Origin of the sequence: Saezia sanguinis, from assembly GCF_003991585.1 — a bacterium.
GTDB lineage: Bacteria > Pseudomonadota > Gammaproteobacteria > Burkholderiales > Burkholderiaceae_C > Saezia > Saezia sanguinis.
On the sequence record NZ_PQSP01000002.1, the window covers coordinates 624697 to 645828 of the forward strand.

The 21132-nt window shown below is 50.7% G+C and carries 20 protein-coding genes and 1 tRNA gene; 15 read left to right on the top strand and 6 right to left on the bottom strand.

Annotated elements, in window-relative coordinates; all coding sequences use genetic code 11:
• The first annotated feature begins 4 nt into the window (after positions 1-4).
• The 10 genes from gloB (at position 5) to psiE (ending at position 10373) form a co-directional block, all read left to right on the top strand.
• On the top strand, positions 5-793 hold the full coding sequence (gene gloB / locus CUZ56_RS06825; protein ID WP_126979508.1) for a hydroxyacylglutathione hydrolase: 789 nt from the start codon (positions 5-7) through the stop codon (positions 791-793).
• Positions 790-2283: a transglycosylase SLT domain-containing protein gene (locus CUZ56_RS06830; protein ID WP_126979510.1), complete on the top strand. Its 1494-nt coding sequence runs from the start codon at positions 790-792 to the stop codon at positions 2281-2283. Before gloB ends, CUZ56_RS06830 begins: the two co-directional genes overlap by 4 nt.
• 116 nt (positions 2284-2399) lie before the next feature.
• A tRNA-Ser gene (locus CUZ56_RS06835) sits at positions 2400-2489 on the top strand.
• Between the two features lie 450 nt (positions 2490-2939).
• A complete protein-coding gene (locus CUZ56_RS06840; RefSeq protein ID WP_126979512.1) occupies positions 2940-3980 on the top strand; it encodes a putative 2-aminoethylphosphonate ABC transporter substrate-binding protein in 1041 nt (346 codons plus the stop codon).
• A 56-nt stretch (positions 3981-4036) separates the two neighbouring features.
• Complete coding sequence (locus CUZ56_RS06845; protein WP_126979514.1) at positions 4037-5122, top strand: putative 2-aminoethylphosphonate ABC transporter ATP-binding protein; 1086 nt, start codon at positions 4037-4039, stop codon at positions 5120-5122.
• 178 nt (positions 5123-5300) lie between these two features.
• Complete coding sequence (locus CUZ56_RS06850; protein ID WP_239442146.1) at positions 5301-6998, top strand: putative 2-aminoethylphosphonate ABC transporter permease subunit; 1698 nt, start codon at positions 5301-5303, stop codon at positions 6996-6998.
• Positions 6999-7059: 61 nt separating this feature from the next.
• Positions 7060-8166 (top strand): 2-aminoethylphosphonate--pyruvate transaminase, encoded by a 1107-nt coding sequence (locus tag CUZ56_RS06855; protein ID WP_204250855.1) that lies wholly within the window; start codon positions 7060-7062, stop codon positions 8164-8166.
• Positions 8159-8941 carry an HAD family hydrolase gene (locus tag CUZ56_RS06860; RefSeq protein ID WP_126979518.1) on the top strand — a complete coding sequence of 261 codons (783 nt, stop codon included), beginning with the start codon at positions 8159-8161 and terminating at the stop codon, positions 8939-8941. The genes CUZ56_RS06855 and CUZ56_RS06860 overlap by 8 nt, the downstream gene beginning before the upstream one ends.
• A 59-nt stretch (positions 8942-9000) precedes the next feature.
• Positions 9001-9819: a phosphonoacetaldehyde hydrolase gene (gene phnX / locus CUZ56_RS06865; RefSeq protein ID WP_126979521.1), complete on the top strand. Its 819-nt coding sequence runs from the start codon at positions 9001-9003 to the stop codon at positions 9817-9819.
• Positions 9820-9956: 137 nt separating this feature from the next.
• Complete coding sequence (gene psiE, locus CUZ56_RS06870) at positions 9957-10373, top strand: phosphate-starvation-inducible protein PsiE (RefSeq protein WP_126979523.1); 417 nt, start codon at positions 9957-9959, stop codon at positions 10371-10373.
• A gap of 95 nt (positions 10374-10468) precedes the next feature.
• Here psiE and CUZ56_RS06875 read toward each other — a convergent pair whose 3' ends face one another.
• Together CUZ56_RS06875 and CUZ56_RS06880 are read right to left on the bottom strand one after the other, a co-directional pair.
• Positions 10469-11401: an alpha/beta hydrolase gene (locus CUZ56_RS06875; protein WP_126979525.1), complete on the bottom strand. Its 933-nt coding sequence runs from the start codon at positions 11399-11401 to the stop codon at positions 10469-10471.
• Between the two features lie 107 nt (positions 11402-11508).
• Positions 11509-13734 (bottom strand): TonB-dependent siderophore receptor, encoded by a 2226-nt coding sequence (locus CUZ56_RS06880; RefSeq protein WP_126979527.1) that lies wholly within the window; start codon positions 13732-13734, stop codon positions 11509-11511.
• 543 nt (positions 13735-14277) lie between these two features.
• Here CUZ56_RS06880 and CUZ56_RS06885 point away from each other — a divergent pair.
• Positions 14278-14607, top strand: a complete 330-nt coding sequence (locus CUZ56_RS06885; RefSeq protein WP_126979700.1) for a zinc ribbon domain-containing protein YjdM — start codon at positions 14278-14280, stop codon at positions 14605-14607.
• A 119-nt stretch (positions 14608-14726) separates the two neighbouring features.
• Here the strand turns inward: CUZ56_RS06885 and CUZ56_RS06890 are convergent, their stop codons facing one another.
• On the bottom strand, positions 14727-15614 hold the full coding sequence (locus tag CUZ56_RS06890) for a hypothetical protein (protein ID WP_126979529.1): 888 nt from the start codon (positions 15612-15614) through the stop codon (positions 14727-14729).
• Here CUZ56_RS06890 and CUZ56_RS15745 point away from each other — a divergent pair.
• A complete protein-coding gene (locus CUZ56_RS15745; protein WP_162615275.1) occupies positions 15598-15750 on the top strand; it encodes a hypothetical protein in 153 nt (50 codons plus the stop codon). The two genes, CUZ56_RS06890 and CUZ56_RS15745, sit on opposite strands and share 17 nt — an antisense overlap.
• Before the next feature lie 4 nt (positions 15751-15754).
• Here CUZ56_RS15745 and CUZ56_RS06895 read toward each other — a convergent pair whose 3' ends face one another.
• The gene (locus tag CUZ56_RS06895; RefSeq protein WP_126979531.1) at positions 15755-16717 is read right to left on the bottom strand and encodes a hypothetical protein; all 963 of its coding nucleotides are present in this window, start codon (positions 16715-16717) and stop codon (positions 15755-15757) included.
• Between the two features lie 219 nt (positions 16718-16936).
• Between CUZ56_RS06895 and CUZ56_RS06900 the strand changes: the two genes are divergently transcribed.
• On the top strand, positions 16937-17218 hold the full coding sequence (locus CUZ56_RS06900) for a GNAT family N-acetyltransferase (RefSeq protein ID WP_126979533.1): 282 nt from the start codon (positions 16937-16939) through the stop codon (positions 17216-17218).
• 84 nt (positions 17219-17302) lie between these two features.
• On the opposite strand, the gene CUZ56_RS06905 is transcribed toward CUZ56_RS06900, so the two are convergent.
• Both CUZ56_RS06905 and CUZ56_RS06910 read right to left on the bottom strand, forming a co-directional pair.
• Entirely contained in the window at positions 17303-18157 is an 855-nt protein-coding gene (locus CUZ56_RS06905) for a DUF2071 domain-containing protein (RefSeq protein WP_126979535.1), read from the bottom strand.
• A gap of 177 nt (positions 18158-18334) precedes the next feature.
• A complete protein-coding gene (locus tag CUZ56_RS06910; RefSeq protein WP_126979537.1) occupies positions 18335-19198 on the bottom strand; it encodes a GntR family transcriptional regulator in 864 nt (287 codons plus the stop codon).
• A gap of 330 nt (positions 19199-19528) precedes the next feature.
• Between CUZ56_RS06910 and CUZ56_RS06915 the strand changes: the two genes are divergently transcribed.
• Entirely contained in the window at positions 19529-20206 is a 678-nt protein-coding gene (locus CUZ56_RS06915) for an isochorismatase family protein (protein ID WP_126979539.1), read from the top strand.
• The gene (locus CUZ56_RS06920) at positions 20203-21120 is read left to right on the top strand and encodes a polysaccharide deacetylase family protein (RefSeq protein ID WP_239442148.1); all 918 of its coding nucleotides are present in this window, start codon (positions 20203-20205) and stop codon (positions 21118-21120) included. The genes CUZ56_RS06915 and CUZ56_RS06920 overlap by 4 nt, the downstream gene beginning before the upstream one ends.
• Positions 21121-21132: the final 12 nt, after the last annotated feature.

Below are 21132 nucleotides of genomic sequence, written 5' to 3' on the forward strand. Positions count from 1 at the left end.
TGCCATGAATCTAATTGCAATCCCCGCCTTATCGGACAACTATATCTGGATGCTGCATAACGGGCACCAAGCTCTGGTGGTTGATCCTGGTGATGCTACACCAGTTATCAGTACTTTGCAGGCGTGCCAGTTGGAACTTGCCGCTATTCTGGTCACGCATCACCATGCCGACCATACGGCTGGCATTGCCGCTTTGCGCCCTTATCTGGCAGGAGAGGTCTGGGGGCCAGCCGAAGAGGCTGTTCCTGAACCTTACCAGCCAGTGCATGAAGGGCGGCAGTTGCACCTGCTGGGACTGGATCTTGAGGTTTATGATATTCCCGGACACACGGCGGGGCATATTGCGTTTTACATTCCCGCACCACAAGATGCCTTGCAGGAAAACCAGGCGCCAATTGTCTTTTGCGGTGATACGCTCTTTTCTGCCGGTTGCGGGCGGATATTTGAAGGCACACCTGAACAGATGCTGCATTCGTTGGATAAACTGGCTGCACTGCCCGAGCAAACCCGTGTTTGCTGTGCGCATGAATACACCTTATCGAACCTGCGTTTTGCCCAGGTGGTGGAGCCGGATAATGCCGATATTTCCTTATATGCCGAGCATTGCCAGCAGTTGCGCACAAAACAACAGCCCACACTTCCATCGCAAATAGGTCAGGAATTGCGTATTAATCCCTTTTTGCGTTCGCGTAAATCGTCTATCATAGGGGTTATTCAAGCTCATAACCCCGCTGCTACAGACGATGTGGCTGTGTTTGCGGCGTTGCGTCACTGGAAAGATAATTTTAAATGAATCTTCAAATTCGTTTCGGGGCACTTTTATCCTGCGCGTGCGCTTTGTGGCTGACAGGGTGCGCAGTTGATACGCAGACGGTTGGTCTCCCTCGTGGCACGCAGGCCACCACCATGGATTCAGATGTGGTGCTGGTCGATAATTCGGACGCTGCATTTGCCATTTACGATGACGGGATTGACCTGAATATGGCCAATGCCGACATCTGGCAGCGTGTGCGCTCCGGGTTTGCCATGCCCGATCTGCAAAACGGACTGGTGACAGAAAAAGAACAGTGGTATGCCTCGCGCACCCAGTATTTTGTACGCACAAGTGAACGGGCACGCCGCTATCTGTATTATGTGGTGGAAGAACTTGATAAACGCGGCATGCCCATGGAACTGGCCTTGCTGCCGTTTGTAGAAAGCGCGTTCAATCCACATGCTGTTTCCACCGCGCAGGCTGCAGGCATGTGGCAGTTCATTCCGTCAACCGGACGTAACTTTTCCTTGCAGCAGGATATCTTCCGTGACGAGCGGCGTGACATCATCGCCTCAACCAATGCGGCACTTGATTATTTGCAAAAACTGTACGCCATGTTTGGCGACTGGCACCTTGCCCTGGCTGCCTATAACTGGGGTGAGGGCAATGTATTGCGGGCCATTGAGCGCAACCAGCGGGCCGGTTTGCCAACCGATTACGCCAGCCTGAACATGCCGCGTGAAACACAGACCTATGTGCCCGCGCTGCAGGCGCTGAAAAACCTGATTGGTGATCCGCTGGGGTACAAAATTGAGCTGCCTTTAATTCCCAACCATCCTTTTTTCCAGACCATCGCCATTGAGCGTGATATGGATGTTGACGTTGCCGCCAAACTGGCAGGTATTTCTGTAGATGAGTTCAAGGCACTGAACCCGGCGGCTAACAAACCTGTGATTCTGGCAGAAATTACCTCGCAGATACTGCTGCCCTGGGACAATGCCGAAGTGTTTATGGAAAACCTCAGCCTGTATAAAGGGCAGCTTTCTTCCTGGACAGTCTGGAAAGCGCCCAGCACCATGAGCGTATCTCAGGTGGCGCGGGAAACCGGTATGTCCGAGTCTGTTTTGCGCCAGGTGAATGAAATTCCGCCTCTGGTACTGGTACGACAGGGCAGCGCGCTGCTGGTGCATCGTTCTACAGACAACAATGCCAATGTGGCATTGGCGCTGGTTGAAAATGCCTCGCTGAACTTCTCCAGGTCTGGCGGGCGGCATTTTACCCCCAGCAAAATTGCTGTGGAGCAGCAGCACAGCCCGATCGTGGCGCGCAACAGCACGCCCAGCAAAGTAGCGGTCAGTGGTAATGCAGCGGCACAGCCCGTGGTTGCCAGTGCACCTGCCACGGCGGCTACTCCGGTTGCCAGCGTTACTGCAAGCAGTGCCAACGTGCGCCATAACAGCAGCCCCAGTAAAGTGGCAATGACTGCAGCCCCGGCGGTAACCAACGTGGCATCATCAGCAACCCATTGATAACAGAGAGCAAAAGGGAAAAGAGATACAGGGTTTCGCATGGTGGTTTGTCCAGGCAGCAATACCAGGGCTTGGCGAAACTCTGACAAACCGATATAATCCTATCCTTGATTCCAGGAAGCGTGGCCGAGTGGTTGAAGGCACCGGTCTTGAAAACCGGCAACGGGTTAAACCGTTCGTGAGTTCGAATCTCACCGCTTCCGCCAAATATGATGTCACAAAGCGGCTTTTAGGGCCGCTTTGTTTTTTTCTACCATAAGTTCCACTATCGCTGAAATGATACATTTGGATGACATGGTACGACTTTGCATACTCCTATTCACATATAGGGTAAGCGCACAATGTTCTGAATTCTCAGTCACATACCTTGATTGAATTCAATCATCTTCACTTATTCAGTCCCATATCTCATTTGGCTAAATTGCAGCCAACGATGTTAATGCAATTGTCGCTGATGCTACCAACAAAGCTGAAGCTATGGTCGATGCGACAGGACTTGAGCATAAAAACGACGTATGTACTGTGATGGATTTAGCTGAAAAGCGTTGATCTGGTTGCACTGTTTCTTGTACAGACAGTTGTCATTGAGTTGTCATAAACCATCGTTATCATTCAATACACTCAATTCGTATTTGTATTTGAAGGAGTCGAAGTGTATGCGTATTAAAACGATAATGAAATGTTTGCTGACAGCCAGTTTGGGGTTGGCTTTAATTGAAGGGGCATGGGCTCAAAAAACGCAACTGACTGTTTACACGGCACTTGAGGCAGAACAGATTAACGAGTATGCCAAAGCATTTAACGCAGCGCACCCCGATATTGAACTGCAGATTGTGCGTGATTCAACGGGAGTGATTGTTGCCAAGTTGATAGCAGAGAGAGCCAATCCTCAAGCTGATGTCATTTGGGGCGTTGCCGCTTCTGGTTTGGCTTCGCTTGATCAGTTGAACATGCTGGAGCCTTATGCGCCAGCGAATTTTTCCAACCTGAGCCGGCAGTATGTTGACGCAAAGACGCCTCCACATTGGTGGGGCATGGACGTGACCGGTGCAGTGGTGTGTTTTAACACGGTAGAGGCAGCTAAACGCAACATTCCTTTGCCCCAAACCTGGCATGATCTGCTTAAACCCGAGTTCCGTGGGCAGGTTGTGATGCCTGATCCGAACTCTTCTGGCACCGGTTATTTTCATGTAATGAGTTGGCTGGGCATGTGGGGTGATGACAATGGCCAGGGTGAAGGCTGGAAATTCATGGACGGCTTGCACCAGAATATTGCACAGTACACACATTCAGGTTCTAAGCCCTGCAACATGGCTGCTACTGGCGAATATGTTGCTGGTATTTCGTTTGAATATCGCGGGCATACCAACAAGGCCAAGGGCGCTCCAATCGAGCTGGTTTTCCCGTCGGAAGGGTTGGGCTGGGACGTTGAAGCCTTTGCTATCCATAAGGGAACGCAGCATATGGACGCTGCGAAGATCCTGGCAGACTGGGCATCCAGCCGTGACGCGATGGAAATTTACGGTAAGAGTTTTGCCATTACCGCGCAGCCTGGCGTGGCACCCAAACTTGAAAATATTCCGGATGATTACGAGTCGCGTTTGATCAACATGGACTTTGAGTCCATTGCACAAAACCGTACCCGTGTTTTACAGGAGTGGTCACAACGCTACAGCAGTAAAACCGAGCCTAAATAAGTATGAGTGATATAGCTGTGTTGTTAAAAATCATTCAGGGTTGAAAAGGACGGAATATGAATCAGCCATACCTGCAGCTTTCTGGCATCTCAAAGTCATATGGTAATTTTGCGGCGCTCAGGCAAGTGGACCTGTCTATTGGTCAAGGCGAGCTCGTATGCTTTCTAGGGCCTTCGGGATGTGGTAAGACCACGCTCCTTCGCATCATTGCCGGGCTGGAGCAGCAAACATCAGGGAGCATCTATCAGTGCGGGCAAAACATATCTTATGCTGAGCCTGCAAAGCGCGATTATGGCATCGTATTCCAGTCTTATGCGCTGTTTCCCAACCTGACTGCTGCTGAGAACGTTATTTACGGACTGGCAAATCACAAGCATTCACGTCAGCATCTGCAAAAGTGTGCCGATCAGTTGTTGGAACAGGTTGGGCTTAAAGGCAGCGGAAATAAATACCCCTCGCAGATGTCGGGAGGACAGCAGCAACGCGTCGCTTTGGCCAGAGCGCTGGCTACATCGCCAGGGTTGCTGCTTTTGGATGAGCCGCTGTCAGCGCTGGATGCAACAGTGCGCCAGCATCTTCGCAAAGAAATATGCCGCTTGCAGCGCGAGCTGAATCTGACAACCATCATGGTCACGCATGACCAGGAAGAAGCGCTATCCATGGCGGATCGCATTGTTGTGATGAACCATGGTGCCATCGAGCAAGTCGGCACGCCCATGGAGGTGTATTGCAACCCAGTATCTCCCTTTGTCGCTGATTTCATTGGCAACGCCAATTGCCTTAAAGCAATTGCTGAAGGTAATGGTTGGTTTCGTTGTGGTGACCTGCGTATGCGGTGCTCTGATGAAAAGGGCGCCGGGCATTTTGCTGCGGGGCAGGCGGTTAAACTTTATCTGCGTCCTGAAGACCGTATTGTCGGAGAGCTGCTGGATGATGACTCTGGAAAATGCAGGGCAACCGTGCGCCGTGTCGAGTTTCTGGGAGATAACTGCATGGCAGAGGTGATGGTTGACCGTATCCCTGATCAGGCATTGCAGTTGCAGTTTACGCTGAACCAGATGCGTGACTTTAATGTCCGCGAAGGCAGCAGCCTGCATTTTTCGATGAGGCCGGAGCGGATGAGTATTTTCCCGATGAACTGATAAAAACAATTTTTGGGTTGAGCGTTTCAACCGCTTCTTGCAACTGTGAGTGGCTGGTTTTGAGTTGGGTCTTTTTACATGCATTTGGAATGGTGTTTCCGTATTCGGTACGGGCATTGTGAATGGCGTTTATCGCAATCAGGCCATGCATGTGACTGATGTGCAAGATAAAACAACAGTGAGTAGTAAAAATAAGGTGGTAGGTAGATTTTTCAGCACACGCGGTTTGATTTATGCAGGCCTGATTGTCTTTGTGCTTTTACTGACGGTTTCTCTGGTTTTACCCCTGTTCGCAGTTTTGGCCCAGATCTTTGACAGCGAATTTTCCGGTATTTCAGGATGGGAGGCCCTAGCAACATATGCCACTTCTCCCGGTCTGCTAAGAAGCTTGTGGAACAGCATCTGGGTCTCAGTGCTTGTGACGGTGATTACGTTGCCGCTGGCCTACATTTTTGCCTACGCCTTGACGCGCAGTTGTATGCGCTTTAAAGGTGTTTTGCGCAGCATTACGCTGTTACCGCTTTTGGCACCCTCATTGCTTTCTGCCATTTCACTGATCTACTGGTTTGGTAACCAGGGGATCGCCAAATCATTCTGGCAGTCACTGGGGTTTGACAGCATTTACGGTGCCTCAGGCATTGTTTTGGCCGAGTGTTTTGCTGTGTTTCCGCATGTGCTGATGATTCTGGTGACTTCGCTTTTGCTGGCTGACGCGCGCCTGTATGAAGTCGCAGATACGATGGGGACCTCACGGGTCCGCAAGTTTCTCACCATCACGCTTCCCAGCAGCAAGTACGGCGTGATTTCGGCGGCGCTGGTTTCTTTTACGCTGGTGATCACAGATTTTGGTATTCCTAAAGTGGTTGGCGGGAGTTTTAATGTGCTGGCAACAGATATTTTCAAGCTGGTAATTGGGCAGCAGGATTTTCAACGCGGTGCGATTGTGGCAATGCTGTTGCTGGCACCGGCCTTGCTGACATTTTCTGTGGATTATTTTGTTCAGCGTAAACAGACGGCAGTGCTTTCTTCGCGTGCCGTTGCCCTGGTTCCCAAGCCGCGAAAAGTGTTTGATATGTGGATGACCTTGTATTGCGTGGTCGTCTGCTTGTTAATGATTGCCATGTTTTTAATGGCCGCGTTTGCCTCGTTTGTCACTTTCTGGCCTTATAACCTGAGTCTGAGCCTGGTCAACTATGAGTCTGCACTGATTGGCCGAGGGCTGGGAGACGCTGTTGTTAACAGTCTGAAAATGGCTGTAGGTACCACCATCATCGGTACGGCCACAGTTTTTGTCGGAGCCTACCTGATGGAGAAAACCAAAGGTCTGAACCTGGTACGTTCCGTTCTGCGGCTGTTTGTGGTGCTGCCTATGGCTGTTCCGGGCTTGGTTCTGGGCATGGGGTACATCTTCTTTTTTAACAGCCCGTCCAATCCGCTGAACTTTCTTTATCACACCATGATACTGATGGTGATATGCACGGTCGTGCATTTTTATACAACCGGGCATCTGTCGGTGGTCACAGCGCTTAAATCAATTGACAGCGAGTTTGAAGCGGTTTCGGCTTCCTTGAAAGTGCCTTTTTACAAAACGATGTGGCGTGTCACGTTGCCCATTTGCACCCCTGTACTGCTGGATGTCTCGCGTTATTTTTTCATCAATGCAATGACGACAATTTCCGCGGTGGTGTTTTTGTACTCGCCACAGACACGGGTGGCTTCCATTGCGATTTTGAATCTGGATGAAACGGGTGATGCCGGGGCTGCCGCCGCCATGGCCATGCTGATCGTGGGCATTTCATCCATTGTCACCGTGTTTTATCTGATATTGGGCAAATGGGTGGAAAAGAGAACGCAGCGCTGGAAGGTACGCGTGTAATCGCGGCAACAGATATTGCAGCAATTTGAATTCAAGATGTTAACAAAGGATGATGAGCATGATGGATGACAGCCAGATCTTACTGACACCGGGGCCATTGACGACGAGCCTGCGTACCAAGCAGGCCATGCTCAAGGACTGGGGCTCATGGGATGCCGATTTTAATGCGCTGACGGCGACCGTCTGCCGGCAGTTGCTGGACATTATTCATGGTCAGGATGACTATGTGGTTGTTCCATTACAGGGCAGCGGCACTTTTTCGGTAGAGGCGGCCATTGCCACCGTGGTGCCGCGTCAAGGCCATTTGCTGGTGCTTGACAATGGCGCTTACTGCAAGCGGATGGCAAAGCTGGCCACCATGATGGGGCGCCGTGTCAGCGTGCTGACTCAGCCTGAAAATAGGCCTGTCTCGCCTGAGCAGCTTGAGCAGACGTTAATGCAGGATGACAGCATTACGCATGTAGGGCTGATTCATTGCGAAACCGGCACAGGGGTGGTGAATCCGTTGCAGCAGGTCAGCGACATATGCCAGCGTCTGGGGCGTAGGTTGATTGTGGATGCGATGAGTTCATTTGCCGCGTTGCCCATTGACTGCCGTGAGCTTGTGTTTGACGCCTTGATTTCAGCCAGCGGCAAATGCCTTGAAGGTGTTCCGGGTATGGGGTTTGTGTTTATCCGCCAGGCTATTTTGGAGAGCTGCCGCGATAACAGCTATTCTCTGGTGCTTGACCTGTATGACCAGCATGTTTATATGACCCGCACGGGGCAGTGGCGTTTTACGCCACCTACGCATGTGGTGGCGGCACTGGCTGAGGCGCTGGTTCAGTTCGAGCAGGAGGGAGGGCAGCCTGCACGCTTGGAGCGTTATACGCAAAATTTTCAATGTCTGCTCAGCGCAATGACGCAAATGGGTCTAAGCACCTACCTGAAGCCTGAAGACCTGTCTCCGATTATTGTGACATTCAATTCGCCTGAAGATGATCGGTTTGATTTCAAGGTTTTTTACAACAAGGTGAAAGCGCAGGGCTTTATTCTTTATCCCGGCAAGCTGACGGAGGTGGAAACCTTCAGGGTGGGGTGTATTGGCGCGATCAGCAGTGTTCAAATGCAAAAGGCCGTGAATGCTGTTGGCAGCGCACTGAAGGAAATGGGTGTTTTACATGGATAAAGTGCTTGCCCCGGATTCCGCGTTACCGCAGCAACAGGGCTGTGACAAGCCTGTTTCATCTGCCGCATCTGCTACATTTGCAACAGTTGCACAGCCGGTGAGGTTGGCCATGTTTGATTTGGACCTTACGCTTTTAGAGGGTGACACCGATCAGTTATGGTGCATGTACCTGATTGAGCGAGGGCTGCTGGGCAAAGAGATGGAGCCACATAATGCGCGCTGGCAGCAGCAATATAAGAGCGGGCGGGTGAATGCCACGCAGTTCTGCCGGTTTTATGCCGGTTTGTTGAAAGGCCATGAGGAAGCGGCGTGCCAGCATATCCGCGACGAATTTTTTGAAGAGGTGCTTTGGCCACGAATTCCTCCCATGGCTAAATATCTTGTTGAGCTGCATCGTGACGGGGGTGATTCTTTGTTGCTGACGACGGCCAGCAGCCATTTTCTGGTGATGCCTGTTGCACGGAAACTGGGATTTGACGCATGGATTGCGACCACATGGCAACTCGATGAAAACCGTGTGTTCACTGGTGAGCTGGAAGGCAGGCCCAATATGGGTATTGATAAGGTGCGTTATCTCAGGCAATGGTTGAAACAACGAAATGTTTGCAGTCTTGCAGAAATGAGTGCAATTCTTGCGGGCTCCACTTTTTATTCGGACTCTATCAAGGATCTGCCTTTGCTTAAAAGTGTGGGTTGCCCGGTGGTGATGAATCCTGATGCCAGATTGCTGAAAGAGTCGCTGATAAGAGGCTGGCCTGTGAGAAGGCTTTGGTAGCCGACAGTGATGGCCCATTCATTGATATCTGTGAAATAACGTAAAGGGAAGAGTAAAACATGGTACAGACACGGGAAAAATTAAGCGCTGTTGTATTTGACTGGGCTGGAACGATCGTGGATTTTGGCTCTTGCGCGCCCATGGGGGCATTTGTAGAGCTGTTTGCGCAGTTTGGCATCAGGCTGACGGTTGCGCAGGCACGCGGCCCCATGGGAATGGCCAAGTGGGAGCATATTCAGGCATTGCTTTTATTGCCTGAGGTGGCCAGCCAGTGGCAAACAGTTTACGGTAAACAGCCGGATAAGATGGATGTCGATCATCTTTATGAAGTGTTTGTACCACTGAACGCACAGGTGATTTCGGATTACGCCGACATCGTGCCTGGCGCGATTGATGTCGTTCAACGTTTGCGCGAACGTGGCTTGAAAATCGGCTCTACCACAGGCTACAACTGGATTATCATGGATATTCTTTCACCGTTGGCTGCTGAGAAAGGGTATGTGCCTGATAACGTCGTTTGTGCAGGCGATCTGCCGGCCGGGCGTCCTGCGCCTTTCATGATGTACCAGACTTTTGCTGAGCTTGGCATCTGGTATCCGCAAACAGTGGTGAAAGTGGATGATACCGGTGTCGGGATACAGGAGGGGCTCAATGCGGGCACCTGGACTGTGGGTATTACCGTCAGCGGCAACGAAGTCGGGCTTTCACTCCACGAATGGCAGGCGTTAAGCCCTGCTGAGCAGGAAACCCTCAGAGCCCGTGCAAGCGCCAAGCTGAAAGCAGTTGGCGCCCACTATGTTGTGGATACCGTGGCTGATTTGGAGCCTGTGCTCGATGAAATCCAGGCCCGGATTTTACAGGGTGAAAAACCGGTGTGACATACCGGACATTCGCATGGTACACATGGCAGGCATTCATTGAGACTGTTGCATGGTGATACAGTGTACGACGCTGTCATGGTAATGACATATAGCGCTGTTATCGTACGGCATATGTTAAATAAATGTGTCAATGAATGAAAGGACTGAAGGAAAGTATAACGGCCAGGCATATGGCCAAAGTCATGAAGTGGATACTGGCATGCATGCTGTTGACTTTGGCTGTGATTTTATTGGTATTCCTGGTCAGGGAAAGCTGGGTACTGATTGGCATATTGCTTGATGGCGCTTCAGACCATAAAAGCTATGCCATGATTGAGGCCATCATCATCTGGTTTTTATACTTTGAATTTATTGCCCTGATTGGAAAGTATTTTGAATCCGGCTTCCACTTTCCTTTGCGCTACTTCATCTATATCGGTATCACTGCAATTGTCCGCCTGATTATTGTCGATCACGAGAAGCCTATGGCCACTCTGATTTATTCCGTAGCAATTCTTGTGCTGTTAGGCGCGCTTTATATTGCCAATACCGGGCTGCTGAAACGCATATAAAAGAAAAAATGCAGCCCGGAAAAATTGGTCACAACAGGTTTCAGCCAAAATCGCTGGCAGGAAAGCAGATGGTATGTGATGTGCTTGGGTAAAACTCAAACAACTGCCAAGGCATAAGGGAATGACGCTGAGAATGTAGCACCGTGGCCTAAACCTTCAAATACATGTGACTGCACATTCAAATCGCTGCGCTGCTGCAATGTTTCCAGCAGGGTTTGTGTTGCATGGTTGGGTCTGATGGTGGCTTGCCCTTCCGGCTCAACCGGTGCATTGCGGCGCCTTTCCTGGTCTCCATACATGATGAGCACTTTGGCCGGCTGGCTGTTTTGCCGATGCGGTGCATTGGGTGCCAGGGTTTGCAGCATATCGTCACCCCAACTGACGGAGGGGCTGACGGGGATGTAGGTTGAAAATGCATCCGGCTTTGTCAGCAGGGTGAATAAGGAGAACAGCCCGCCATATGAGTGCCCCCAGATAGCGCGGCGCTCTGTATTGATGTGTAGTCCATTTTCTGCGGCGGTCCGTAAATCTCCTTGGACAAATTCCAGGAAATAAGCGGCTTCACCTGTTGGGCGTGACGCAGCGCGGCCGGTGGGTTCGCTTCTTTGTGGCAGGGGCGGGGTATAGTCCCGCGAGCGTGCCATGACATCGTGTATGTAAGGGGTCGGGTAGCCGATACCGACAATGACCATGTCCGGTACCTGAGCAAGCATATCTGGCGTCAGGCGGTCAAAGACGGCATTGCCATCGAGCATGTACAGGATTGGATAGCCTGCTTTTTCAGGTGCTTTGTTTGGAACCGCCATGAATATCTCATAGGCATGTCCTTTTGCCGATGTTAACTGGAACCGCTTGAGCTGATGCGAGCTTAAAGGCGCATTGAAAATGGCATAGTTTGCCACCACCTCAAAATTGCGTGGCTGCGCCAGGCTGGACAGGGCACTGGCTCCAAGCCATACGCCAAGCAGTGCATGCATAGCGTTTCTGCGGGTCATGCTGGTGTGATGAGAGAAAGTAGGCGATGTCATGATGAGGGATGGCTCAGGGTTGCAGTGAAAGTGTTGCTGAAAAAAGTAAAAGCTGGCTGTTGGGCAATGTGTTGATTACCCGGTGCCAGCTTTTCAATTAACAGTTATCAGAACTTGTGTGTTGCAGAAATATAGAAAGCACGACCAGGTTCATTGAATGTTTCAGACCCGGCAGATGTGGAATTCCCTCTGCGATACAGCCGTTTGTCAAAAAGGTTGCTGATCCCAACGGTGAAGTGCAGTTGGTCATGAACCTGATAGGTGCTGCTCAACCCGACCAGAGCATAAGAGCCTCTGGTTGTTGCGGCCTGACCTGTCAACAGCTCTCCCTTGTAACTGTAGCGCATGGGTTTAATGCGGCCGTAATAGGTCAGCGTGCCTTGCAGGCTCCACTGCGCGGTCGGGCGCCAGTCCAGCGTGGAGTTGATTGTGTATTCTGGTGTTAAAGAAAGCACTTCGCCTGTTTCTTTATTTTCAGAATTAATCATGTAGGTGAAATTGGTCGACCAGTTCAGGTTGGAGAGCACCGGAATATTGACCGAACCTTCCAGCCCTTCGATCACTGCCTTGGAAACGTTGGTCCATTCATAGATGTTGTAACCTGTGCTGGTTTTGGCAATGATATCTGTACCGGCCTGTATTTTGTTGCGGTAGTCATTGCGGAAGTAGGTCACGCCAAACCGGAAGTTATCCGGGGTTTTATATTCAAAACCAATTTCTTTGTTGATGCTGATTTCGGGTTTCAGGTCGGCGTTGCCCAGCAGGTAGCAGCTTCCTGAATCGTAACAGCCGTTACCTCTACTTGCCAGCAGGTAATTGGCGTTGGTCTGGAACAGGTTGGGCGCTTTATAAGCACGTGCAATACCTGCTTTAAAGGTAATGCGGTCTGTCAGATCAAAAGAGCCGTTGAGTGACGGGCTCCAGTTTGAGCCGGAGATGCTGTGGTGGTCAAAGCGCAGGCCGGGTGTCAGAATGAAACGGTCTGTTACGCCAATGTTGTCTTCAACAAAAAACGACTTCATGTTGGAAGACATGTGGCCGCTGCGCTCGCCGGTGGTGTAGGGGATATGGGTGATGTTGCCGAAGTTCAGGCTCTGCGTCATGGAGCTGGGGTCATCCATTTTGCTCATAGACCATTCCAGCCCGGTTGTCAGCACATGGCGAACCCCGAATGTATTCAGCGGCACATTGACTTCAGTGTGTGCAACATAGTCACTCAATTTGCTTGTATTGAAGTCATTGGGAGAGGTAATCGACCCTTCCGGCCCGCCTGCCAAAGCTTCCACCAGACGCGTATTGCGGGTATTGGTGTATTGCAGGTACGACATGGATGTGCCGAAATCATAGATGCCGTTATGGGTGATGCTGTATGACTCGCGGTACATGCGGTTGGTCTCGCGGCCCAGCAGATAACTTCTGTTGTCATCCAGGGCGATGTTATTTTGCGAGTCCCCTGCATAAATATTGCCCTGCCGGCTGAAGCTGCCGTCAAAGTCGATGGTATGCCCATCGGCCAGGTTCCAGGTCAGGCGGCCGGCAATGTCGCGGTTGCGCACACCTTCGCGGCCGGCCGAGTTGCCAGATATGGTGGCATCGCTGTTGATATCGGAATCATCCGCATCTGTTTTGTTGATGTTGCCATACATGCGAAATGACAGCCTCTCCCCAATCGGGCCGCTCAGGTCAAACGTGGAACGTGTTGTTGCGCCTTCATTGGAGTGTTCCGGCTTGTTGGCGTACACAGTGATCGAGCCGCCGATCTTGTCGGTATTGCGTTTTGTAATGATGTTGACAACACCGCCAGCCGCACCGCTGCCGTAACGTGCTGCGGAAGGGCCGCGCAAAACTTCAATGCGTTCAATTTCTGAAGCAGGCACCCAGTTGCTGTCGCCCCGTGTATCCCGCTCTCCGCGCCAGCCATAACGCACAGAGTTGCGGCTGGTGACGGGTTTGCCGTCAACCAAAATCAGTGTATTTTCAGGCCCCATGCCGCGGATTTCAATCTGGCGGTTGTTGCCGCGCTGGCCCGAAGCAGAGCTGCCTGTTAAGTTGACCCCTGGCATGGTGCGAACAATATCCGAAATGTCATTGACAGGGGGGCGTTTTTCGATATCTTCAGCGGTAATGACGGAATAACCCAGAGACTGCCGCATTTCTTCTTCTGCCGTACCAATCACTCGGACGGTTTCAAGAGAACCGCCTTCTGAGGCGACTTGCTCGCTGTTATTGCTCTCGTCAGAATTAATGTCTGTGGATTGTGCATAAACAGGATATGCAAATAACATGGAAACCAACAAAGCGACTTTGGATTTGGAAAATTTGGAAACGTGCATGAATTGAAGCCCTTGCAATAAAGAATAAATAGGCGGACTGGTAACATTCGTTGGAGGTATTTCCGCTCATTAATTAACACATGAAATATAATTATCATTACATGTATTTACTCGGCTATAAAAATTGATACCTTCACTTGTGATGCAAAGGTATCAATTTTTCCAGCGAGAAATAAACGTTAATGAGAAAGGAAACAAGAATAATTATCATTATCATTTAATATTTATGCAAACATAAGGTTTTTGAAATGTCGCAATAAAACATCAAATGAAACGGGTTTTTGTTGTCAGCGCGTGTGGCCACGGAGTCCGAAGCCATAGGGCTTTGCATAGGATTTGTATGGCGTCCGGTTTTCAGAGACCATTATCCGATGGTATGGGTGCATTAAAAAGAATGCTCTATATAATGGGCGGCTCATAGCCCGCCGTCACCACGTGCGGATGGGCCATTTCTCAATAACACAAGCCGGGCGTTCATTTTTGCTTGTACCCGAAAGCGGTTCAAGAAAAGAAGACGGCCTGCATATTGACTTTGATTTTGACATGTCCCAACCTGCCTGCCCCGTTTGTTCTTTGAACGATGTTCTTGACTTTCCCGACCATTATGAGTGTGCCACCTGCGGGCATGAATGGGAGCGGGAGGATAATGCCTCAGATGCGACCCGAATTGTCAAAGACGCCAATGGCAATGTATTGGCTGATGGGGACTGCGTGACCTTGATCAAGGACCTGAAGCTGCGTGGCTCTTCTGAGGTGATCAAGCAGGGTACTAAAGTGCGCAGCATCCGCCTGGTTGATGGCGATCATGAAATTGACTGCAAGGTGGACGGTGTTTCAATGGCACTCAAAGCCTGTTTTGTGAAAAAAGCCTGAAAACAGCTTGAAAGCAACCTGAAACAACGAATAGGCTTTGCATCGCCGGCGTTCATCGGGCTTTTATGACCCCTGGCTTTGAGTGTGCATAAGAGCGCATTCGTTTTTGCACGCTGTTTTCAATGGCGTTCATGTGGGCGTTGTGCGCGGTAGCGTTCTCTCCAGTCCAGGTCTTCGTCGTCATTTTCATCATCGTCAGCTTCTTCCTGCCGGGTTGGACTGGATGCCGGTGTGAAGAACCATAATATATAAAGCACCACAATGCCCCAGACACCTGCCCACATCAGCAGGCGCCAGATCCGTGGAATTTCCTGAATGATCTGGACATGCGTGGCATACACCGTTTCGCACGCACCTTGCCCTGTATCTGTCCGGGTGGTGCTGGTACCGCGGATTCTGTGACTGGCCGTGCCGTATTCGGCCAGGTAGCCTTTGAAGTAAATCTGGTCGCCAATGCGGACATCGCGCAGAATTTTCGCAACCTCCTGGTTGCCAATGAGCATGTGGTTATTGCTGACACGGTTGATATCAAATGCGCGGTAGACTTCATAACCACCTTTGCTTTCAAAAAAGCAGGTCCATTCGCCGCTTCTGAATTTAATCTGCTGGTAGATGCCACTGAATGCATTGCTGCCCCAGACCACACATAAGTCCGTTGTATTCAGGTAGTCTCCCCAGCGCGCATGAGAGTTGCTGAGAAAACTGGAATTGGCCTCATGCTTGCTGACCACCAGCCCATAAAGCTCATAGGTGTACAACGGTTTCACGTAATATGTCGTGCCGTGTTCGGTCTGGGTAAATTCTGCCACTTGGGCGCTTTGTTGCAGCGGCTCGTGCCCGAGCTCCGGCAGCATGGCATCCGGGGTGGGCATTCGGCCATCCATCACCCAGCCTGCAATCATCAGCCCGACACATAATACAAACAGATATTTGTAGGTGCGCGAGATCAAAAATAAAAAAGACTGGACCGGTATGGGAACCAGGTTTTTGATGGCTGAAATCGACATGCTGTTTTTGACTTTAAAAATAACGTTTGCCGGCCCCGGGCGTGAGCAAATGATTCCTCATGCCGATGAACATATAAAGCATCGGGTGTTCAGGCAGTTCGGAACATGGGCCATTTTAAATGATATCAATGTGTAACAGCCTATTGATCCAGGGTCTGAAGGTATTTCTGCATGGCTGCAGAGCGAAATTGTTCCGGAATATCTTCAAAGATTTTTTGCGGATGCCTGACCTGCATGAAGCATTGCTCATACAGCGCATGCAGATCAACAGCCAGTGGTACACGCAGCAGGCTTTTGGGAGAGAGTTGCATGGCTGCGACCATCACTTTTTCGGTACAGGCATTTTGAGGAATCTGCCCGACCAATTCCGAAATGAGCATACGGTCCAGCGGGCTGTTTTCGGCAAATAAGGACAGATAGAATGCTTCCGTGGTTTTCAGTTGTTTTGGCACTTTTTTCAGTACAGCAGGGTTTTTCCACACCAGTGCAACCCAGTCTTCAACACTGTCCGGTTTTTTTTCATCTGTGGTTGCGATAACCCGCTGGCCATTGCGCAGGGCGGGCAGTATATCCCCCCACAACTGAATGCGCGGAGATAACAGCGGTTTCAATCTGGCAGGAATCCGGGCGCTGTTATCGATGCTTTCTGTGATTTTTATCTGGTAGGCAACATCTTCCGGGCTGAATTTTCCGGTTTGAATAAACGTATTAAGGCCGATAGATATGGCGTGGTCTTCATTGATCAGAATGGTGGTTATCAGCCTGCCCCATATGTCCAGTTCTCCATGGTTATAAAACCCGTATACCGCGTCTGAGATGGACGCATCTTTTTTGATGATGATACTGGCCCCACCGCTGACGATATTACGGGCCCGGCAGTTACCCATCACGATAAGGAACGGGCCACCGTCAGCATTGGTATTCAAAATGGATTCCGTGACATGCAGGTCTGCGGTAATGACAATACCGTCGATATCGTTCAGACGGATGTTCTGGGATGCCGCATTTGACTGAAGCCATTGTTCATAAAGCGTGTTGCGATCCCAGTCCAGATGCAGGTGCCCATCTATATGTGCATCTCCCTGATGCAACAGGATATGCATTTCTTCTTTAACCCACTTTGGAAATGGAAATTTGTCTATAAGATCCCGGACTTGAACAACAGATAACATGGCAATATGACTTCAAACAGGTTGATACGGTATTCAGATCTTAACATTATGCGTATTAAGGTCCTGCGTAGCCTGTGCTGATGATGCCTGAGACAGAAAGAGGTTGGGCCAGGCGTTATACTGTGAGTTATTTCAACCGATGGTATTCATATGCATTTCATAGATCAGGGAAGCCGCATTATTGCAGTGGATGCAAGTGAGCAGGAAGTGGGTGAAATTACATTTACCCGGATGGGAACAGATCTGGCATCTTTTGACCATACTTTTGTCAATCCAGAGCTTCGCGGTCACAGCATTGCAGAAATGCTGGTGCAAAAAGCCGCCGAAGTTATGCGCAAAGAAAACCGCAAAGTATTACCCTATTGCAGTTATGTGGAACGCCTGTTTGAGCGCAAAAAAGAATATGCGGACATCTGGGCGCAGGATAAATAAAACCTGCGTGGTGTAACCAAAATAACCAAAAGGTATGGTTTGGCTTTGGTGGAGGGCCAATGCCTTTTATGCCAAAGCATAGACCTATAAAATCTGCTCCCATAAAACCTGGAACTGAACCTGGGGAACTGCAAATGCAAAAAGTTCGCTCGGGTTGGCACCCAACTGCTCAAGAAAGGGCAGTTGTATGTCATCAACCTGTAATGGCAGTGCCTGTGAGGTATCAATGGGTAGCTCAATGCCGGCATGTGCAATGCGGTTGATGCTCTCCACATGAACCACTGCGCTGTGTTGCAGGCAGATGTGTGTTAAGGCCTGATTCCAGTCGCCATACCATTGCAAGAATTCGGGCGGCAGTGTTTTTTGTGAGATCTGGCGCGCAGTGCAGGAGAGTGCTGGCGCACTGCCTTGTCCTGATGAAATGTGCGTGCTGTAGGTGCCTTCTGCGGCGGTGTGTTCAAATTCTGCCGCGAGGTGTGAGGGCAATGCATCGCTGAAAATGCGGCTGCCGGCTGTATAGAGGAAGCTGTTCAAAATGTTTTTAAGAAACAGGACAATGCCTGTGCCGGATGTGCCATCGGGCAGGGTGTCCAGATAAAGCCGCCAGTTACTTTGCAGGGGTGAGGGGAATATGCCGCGCAGCGGGCCCATAAATATCGGGCCGAAATGGCGGTGCCTGTACGTGAGAATGGTAAACAGCGTGCGGCCATTTTGCTGTTTGATCTGCAGGCCGTCAGGAATATAACCCCGCAAAGCATCAATATCAACCAGCCAGTTCAGGTAAACGATGTCATGCACACCACTTTCCAGTTTGACAAATGGCAGCCTGGATATGGTTGCCCGTCTGGCCGCAAGCAGGCGGTGGCTATTGAGCAGCTTGTTACAGCACTTTCCCCATAAATGGGGGCTGGGGTAGATGAATTCGTTGTTGGAATCCATGGTGAATCTCCTTTTGGTTTGTCTTTCGCAAAGGCACTTCACGGATGTGCATGCTTCTGAATAAGCATAGGTGTATGCCGTTTTATTGTCAGTATATACTATTTTTACTATAATTTCTTTAATTACAGAAATTATTAACAAGACAATGCGCTTACCAAACCAATGGTCTGTATCGCATCAGAGGGAAAAAGATGTGCGGGTGCCTGACTCGATCTGCAGTTTGTCGTCGCTGCCGCGAGACCACGCCATACAGTATTCAAAGCGGTCTGAGGGGTAGTGAATCTGGGAGAAGTTAATCGCCCGCTCATTCTGGTCAAAAAATACGCGGTGCAAGCGCAGCAACGGGCTGCCAATCTGCACATTGAGCAACTGGGCGGAGTCAGGGTCTGCCAGTGTGCAGCCAATGGCCTGCTGCACACGGTTGATCACGATGCCGGCACGCTTCAACAGGTCGATCAACGCCAGTGATTTGAGGTCTTTTGCGGTAAATGTGCGGCCAACCGGTTCAATCACATAGCTGACCGAGTGCGAAAAGGCCTGCTTGTTCAAATAGCGGACCCGGGAGGCACACTGAACAACCGTATCGGCCGGCAAATTCAGTTGTTGCGCGACAAAAGCCGGTGCAGGCAGGTATTCGAACGACTGGATTTTGACGGTGGTTTTATCCGCAATTTGAGACAGGTTGGTAAACAGCCCTTCAATGCTGGCTGTGATGGGCGCACCAACGGACTGTGACGTGTTGCGCTGGGTGACCATGGTACCACGCCCGCGCGAGCGGGACACCAGTTTTTCTGCCGCGAGCTCGTCCAGCGCACGTTTAACGGTGATGCGGCTGACGCCGAACTTCTGCATCAGTTCCGCTTCTGCCGGCAGTATCTGGCCAATCTGGTAGTGCCCGCCAATGATCAGCTCGCGCAAAACAACGTAAACCCGGTGATACAAAGGCAGGGGGGATTTATCGTGCAGCGAGGCGTCTGCCAGGTTGACGTGTATGTGAGATACGGGAACGGTTCCGTTTTGCGTTTTTTTCAAAGTGGTCATGACAGGAAAATCAGAATGGATGTTGGATTGAGCTGCAACGGCAGTTGGAAAAGGCGGGCGTAAAGCCACTTCCGTATGTTTGACGGTTGCGCATGTATTCAATCTCCCTTTTGTATATATCACTCCCTGCAACAACTGACTGCTTTCAAGCAAGTCATGCAATGAATCACCAAGCCAGAGTGTAATGCGGCTGACTTCGCTTGTAAATTAAGGCATAAGGATTCTCCGCTGGCTAAAACATTAACCCTATTAGGGGAAATACTCATGTCAAATATGTCCTAATTATATAACATTAAGTCATTGAACGATGTTGAGGCCAAGGAGAATTGCATGGAACGATCCGATCAGACTGCACGACAACTTTATGAGGCCATTAAGGCAAAACCAACGCGCCCCCGGCTTGGCTTTGGCCGAAAGCCCATGCTGCTCAGCATCGATCTGCAAAAAGCCTATACCTGTGTGGGCGAGTTTGCAACGGCATATGAAACAGATCCTAAGCAGCTGGAATATGTGAACCAACTGGCAGCGAAGTTCCGCCAGCTTGGCCTGCCGGTGGCATGGACTTATGTGGCGTATATGGAGTCGGGCGAAGACTGCGGCCTGTGGGGGACGCGCAGCAACACGCCGGATTCGCTGCAGAATATCAAGGTGGGTTCCAGGCGCGCAGAGTTTGATGATCGCCTGCAGGTGGACCAGGTGCGCGACATCATTATCAATAAACGCATGGCGTCGGCCTTTTTTGAAACCCACCTGCGCTCTTTGATGACCTGGCACGGCTGCGATACGATCATTCTGACCGGTGGTTCCACATCGGGCTGTATCCGGGCAGCTGTGGTGGACGGCCTGTCGTGCGGCTACCGGATGATCGTGCCGGAAGAGTGTGTGGCAGACAAACACGAAAGCCCGCATTTTGCGAACCTGTATGACATTGCAGTCAAGTACGGTGATGTGATCCCGGTGGCTGAGGTATTTACCTGGCTAAATCAGTACCCGGGAGATGCGGCATGAGAGAAATGACGACAGAGCTGGGGCTGTATGACTATTTCCCGTATGAGGGGCGGCCCAAAATTACCTGGCCTAACGGAGCCCGTATTGCTGTCTGGGTGGCACCCAATATCGAGTTTTATGAATTTAATCCGCCGCCGAATCCGGTGCGCTCACCATGGGCCAGGCCCAATCCGGACGTGCTGGCGTACTCGCACCGTGACTATGGTAACCGGGCCGGCTGGAAACGTACCATGGCGGCCATGGACGAAGTGGGGGTGCGTGGCTCGGTGTCGCTGAATGTGGCGATGTGCGAGCACCACCCGGAAATTATCAAGGCCTGTGCCGACCGGGGCTGGGAGTTTTTTTCGCACGGTATTTATAACACGCGCTATGTGTATGGCATGACGCCTGAGCAGGAGCGCGCCATCATTGTGGATTCCCGCGAGACCATTAAAAAATGGACCGGACAGCGGTTGGACGGCTGGCTTTCGCCGGCGTTGTCCAATAATCCGTGGTCGATGGACCTGCTGGCCGAAGAGGGCCTGCTGTATACCTGTGACCTGTTTCATGACGACCAGCCAACGCCGTTGAACGTGGAGCATGGCAGGCTGATCAGTGTTCCCTATTCGCTGGAAATGAACGACATCATCGTTTACAGCACCGATTTTTATACACCGCGGCACTATGGCGAAGTGATCAAACGCCAGTTTGATCAACTGTATGAAGAAGGCGCGCAGTCAGGTACGGTCATGTGCATTCCACTGCATCCTTATGCGGTCGGGCAGCCGCATCGCATTGAAGCTTTTGCCGAGGCGCTGAGCTACATTGCAGACAAAGAGCAGGTGTGGCTGGCGACCGGCCGCGAAATTGCCGAATATTATTTGTCCAACTATTACGATGCCGCGAAAAAGAGCATCGCAGCAGTTAACGGTTAAGGGGGAAATATC

Excerpts from the sequence above, each read along its gene's own strand:
- psiE (WP_126979523.1), top strand. The coding sequence starts at position 9,957 with ATGAAAGGACTGAAGGAAAGTATAACGGCCAGGCATATGGCCAAAGTC.
- gloB (WP_126979508.1), top strand. The coding sequence starts at position 5 with ATGAATCTAATTGCAATCCCCGCCTTATCGGACAACTATATCTGGATG.
- CUZ56_RS06840 (WP_126979512.1), top strand. The coding sequence starts at position 2,940 with ATGCGTATTAAAACGATAATGAAATGTTTGCTGACAGCCAGTTTGGGG.
- CUZ56_RS06830 (WP_126979510.1), top strand. The coding sequence starts at position 790 with ATGAATCTTCAAATTCGTTTCGGGGCACTTTTATCCTGCGCGTGCGCT.
- CUZ56_RS06910 (WP_126979537.1), bottom strand. The coding sequence starts at position 19,198 with ATGACCACTTTGAAAAAAACGCAAAACGGAACCGTTCCCGTATCTCAC.
- CUZ56_RS15745 (WP_162615275.1), top strand. The coding sequence starts at position 15,598 with ATGGCTGAAATCGACATGCTGTTTTTGACTTTAAAAATAACGTTTGCC.
- CUZ56_RS06875 (WP_126979525.1), bottom strand. The coding sequence starts at position 11,401 with ATGACATCGCCTACTTTCTCTCATCACACCAGCATGACCCGCAGAAAC.
- CUZ56_RS06845 (WP_126979514.1), top strand. The coding sequence starts at position 4,037 with ATGAATCAGCCATACCTGCAGCTTTCTGGCATCTCAAAGTCATATGGT.
- CUZ56_RS06900 (WP_126979533.1), top strand. The coding sequence starts at position 16,937 with ATGCATTTCATAGATCAGGGAAGCCGCATTATTGCAGTGGATGCAAGT.
- CUZ56_RS06855 (WP_204250855.1), top strand. The coding sequence starts at position 7,060 with ATGGATGACAGCCAGATCTTACTGACACCGGGGCCATTGACGACGAGC.
- CUZ56_RS06905 (WP_126979535.1), bottom strand. The coding sequence starts at position 18,157 with ATGGATTCCAACAACGAATTCATCTACCCCAGCCCCCATTTATGGGGA.
- CUZ56_RS06885 (WP_126979700.1), top strand. The coding sequence starts at position 14,278 with ATGTCCCAACCTGCCTGCCCCGTTTGTTCTTTGAACGATGTTCTTGAC.
- CUZ56_RS06890 (WP_126979529.1), bottom strand. The coding sequence starts at position 15,614 with ATGTCGATTTCAGCCATCAAAAACCTGGTTCCCATACCGGTCCAGTCT.
- CUZ56_RS06920 (WP_239442148.1), top strand. The coding sequence starts at position 20,203 with ATGAGAGAAATGACGACAGAGCTGGGGCTGTATGACTATTTCCCGTAT.
- CUZ56_RS06895 (WP_126979531.1), bottom strand. The coding sequence starts at position 16,717 with ATGCATATCCTGTTGCATCAGGGAGATGCACATATAGATGGGCACCTG.
- CUZ56_RS06860 (WP_126979518.1), top strand. The coding sequence starts at position 8,159 with ATGGATAAAGTGCTTGCCCCGGATTCCGCGTTACCGCAGCAACAGGGC.
- phnX (WP_126979521.1), top strand. The coding sequence starts at position 9,001 with ATGGTACAGACACGGGAAAAATTAAGCGCTGTTGTATTTGACTGGGCT.
- CUZ56_RS06880 (WP_126979527.1), bottom strand. The coding sequence starts at position 13,734 with ATGCACGTTTCCAAATTTTCCAAATCCAAAGTCGCTTTGTTGGTTTCC.
- CUZ56_RS06915 (WP_126979539.1), top strand. The coding sequence starts at position 19,529 with ATGGAACGATCCGATCAGACTGCACGACAACTTTATGAGGCCATTAAG.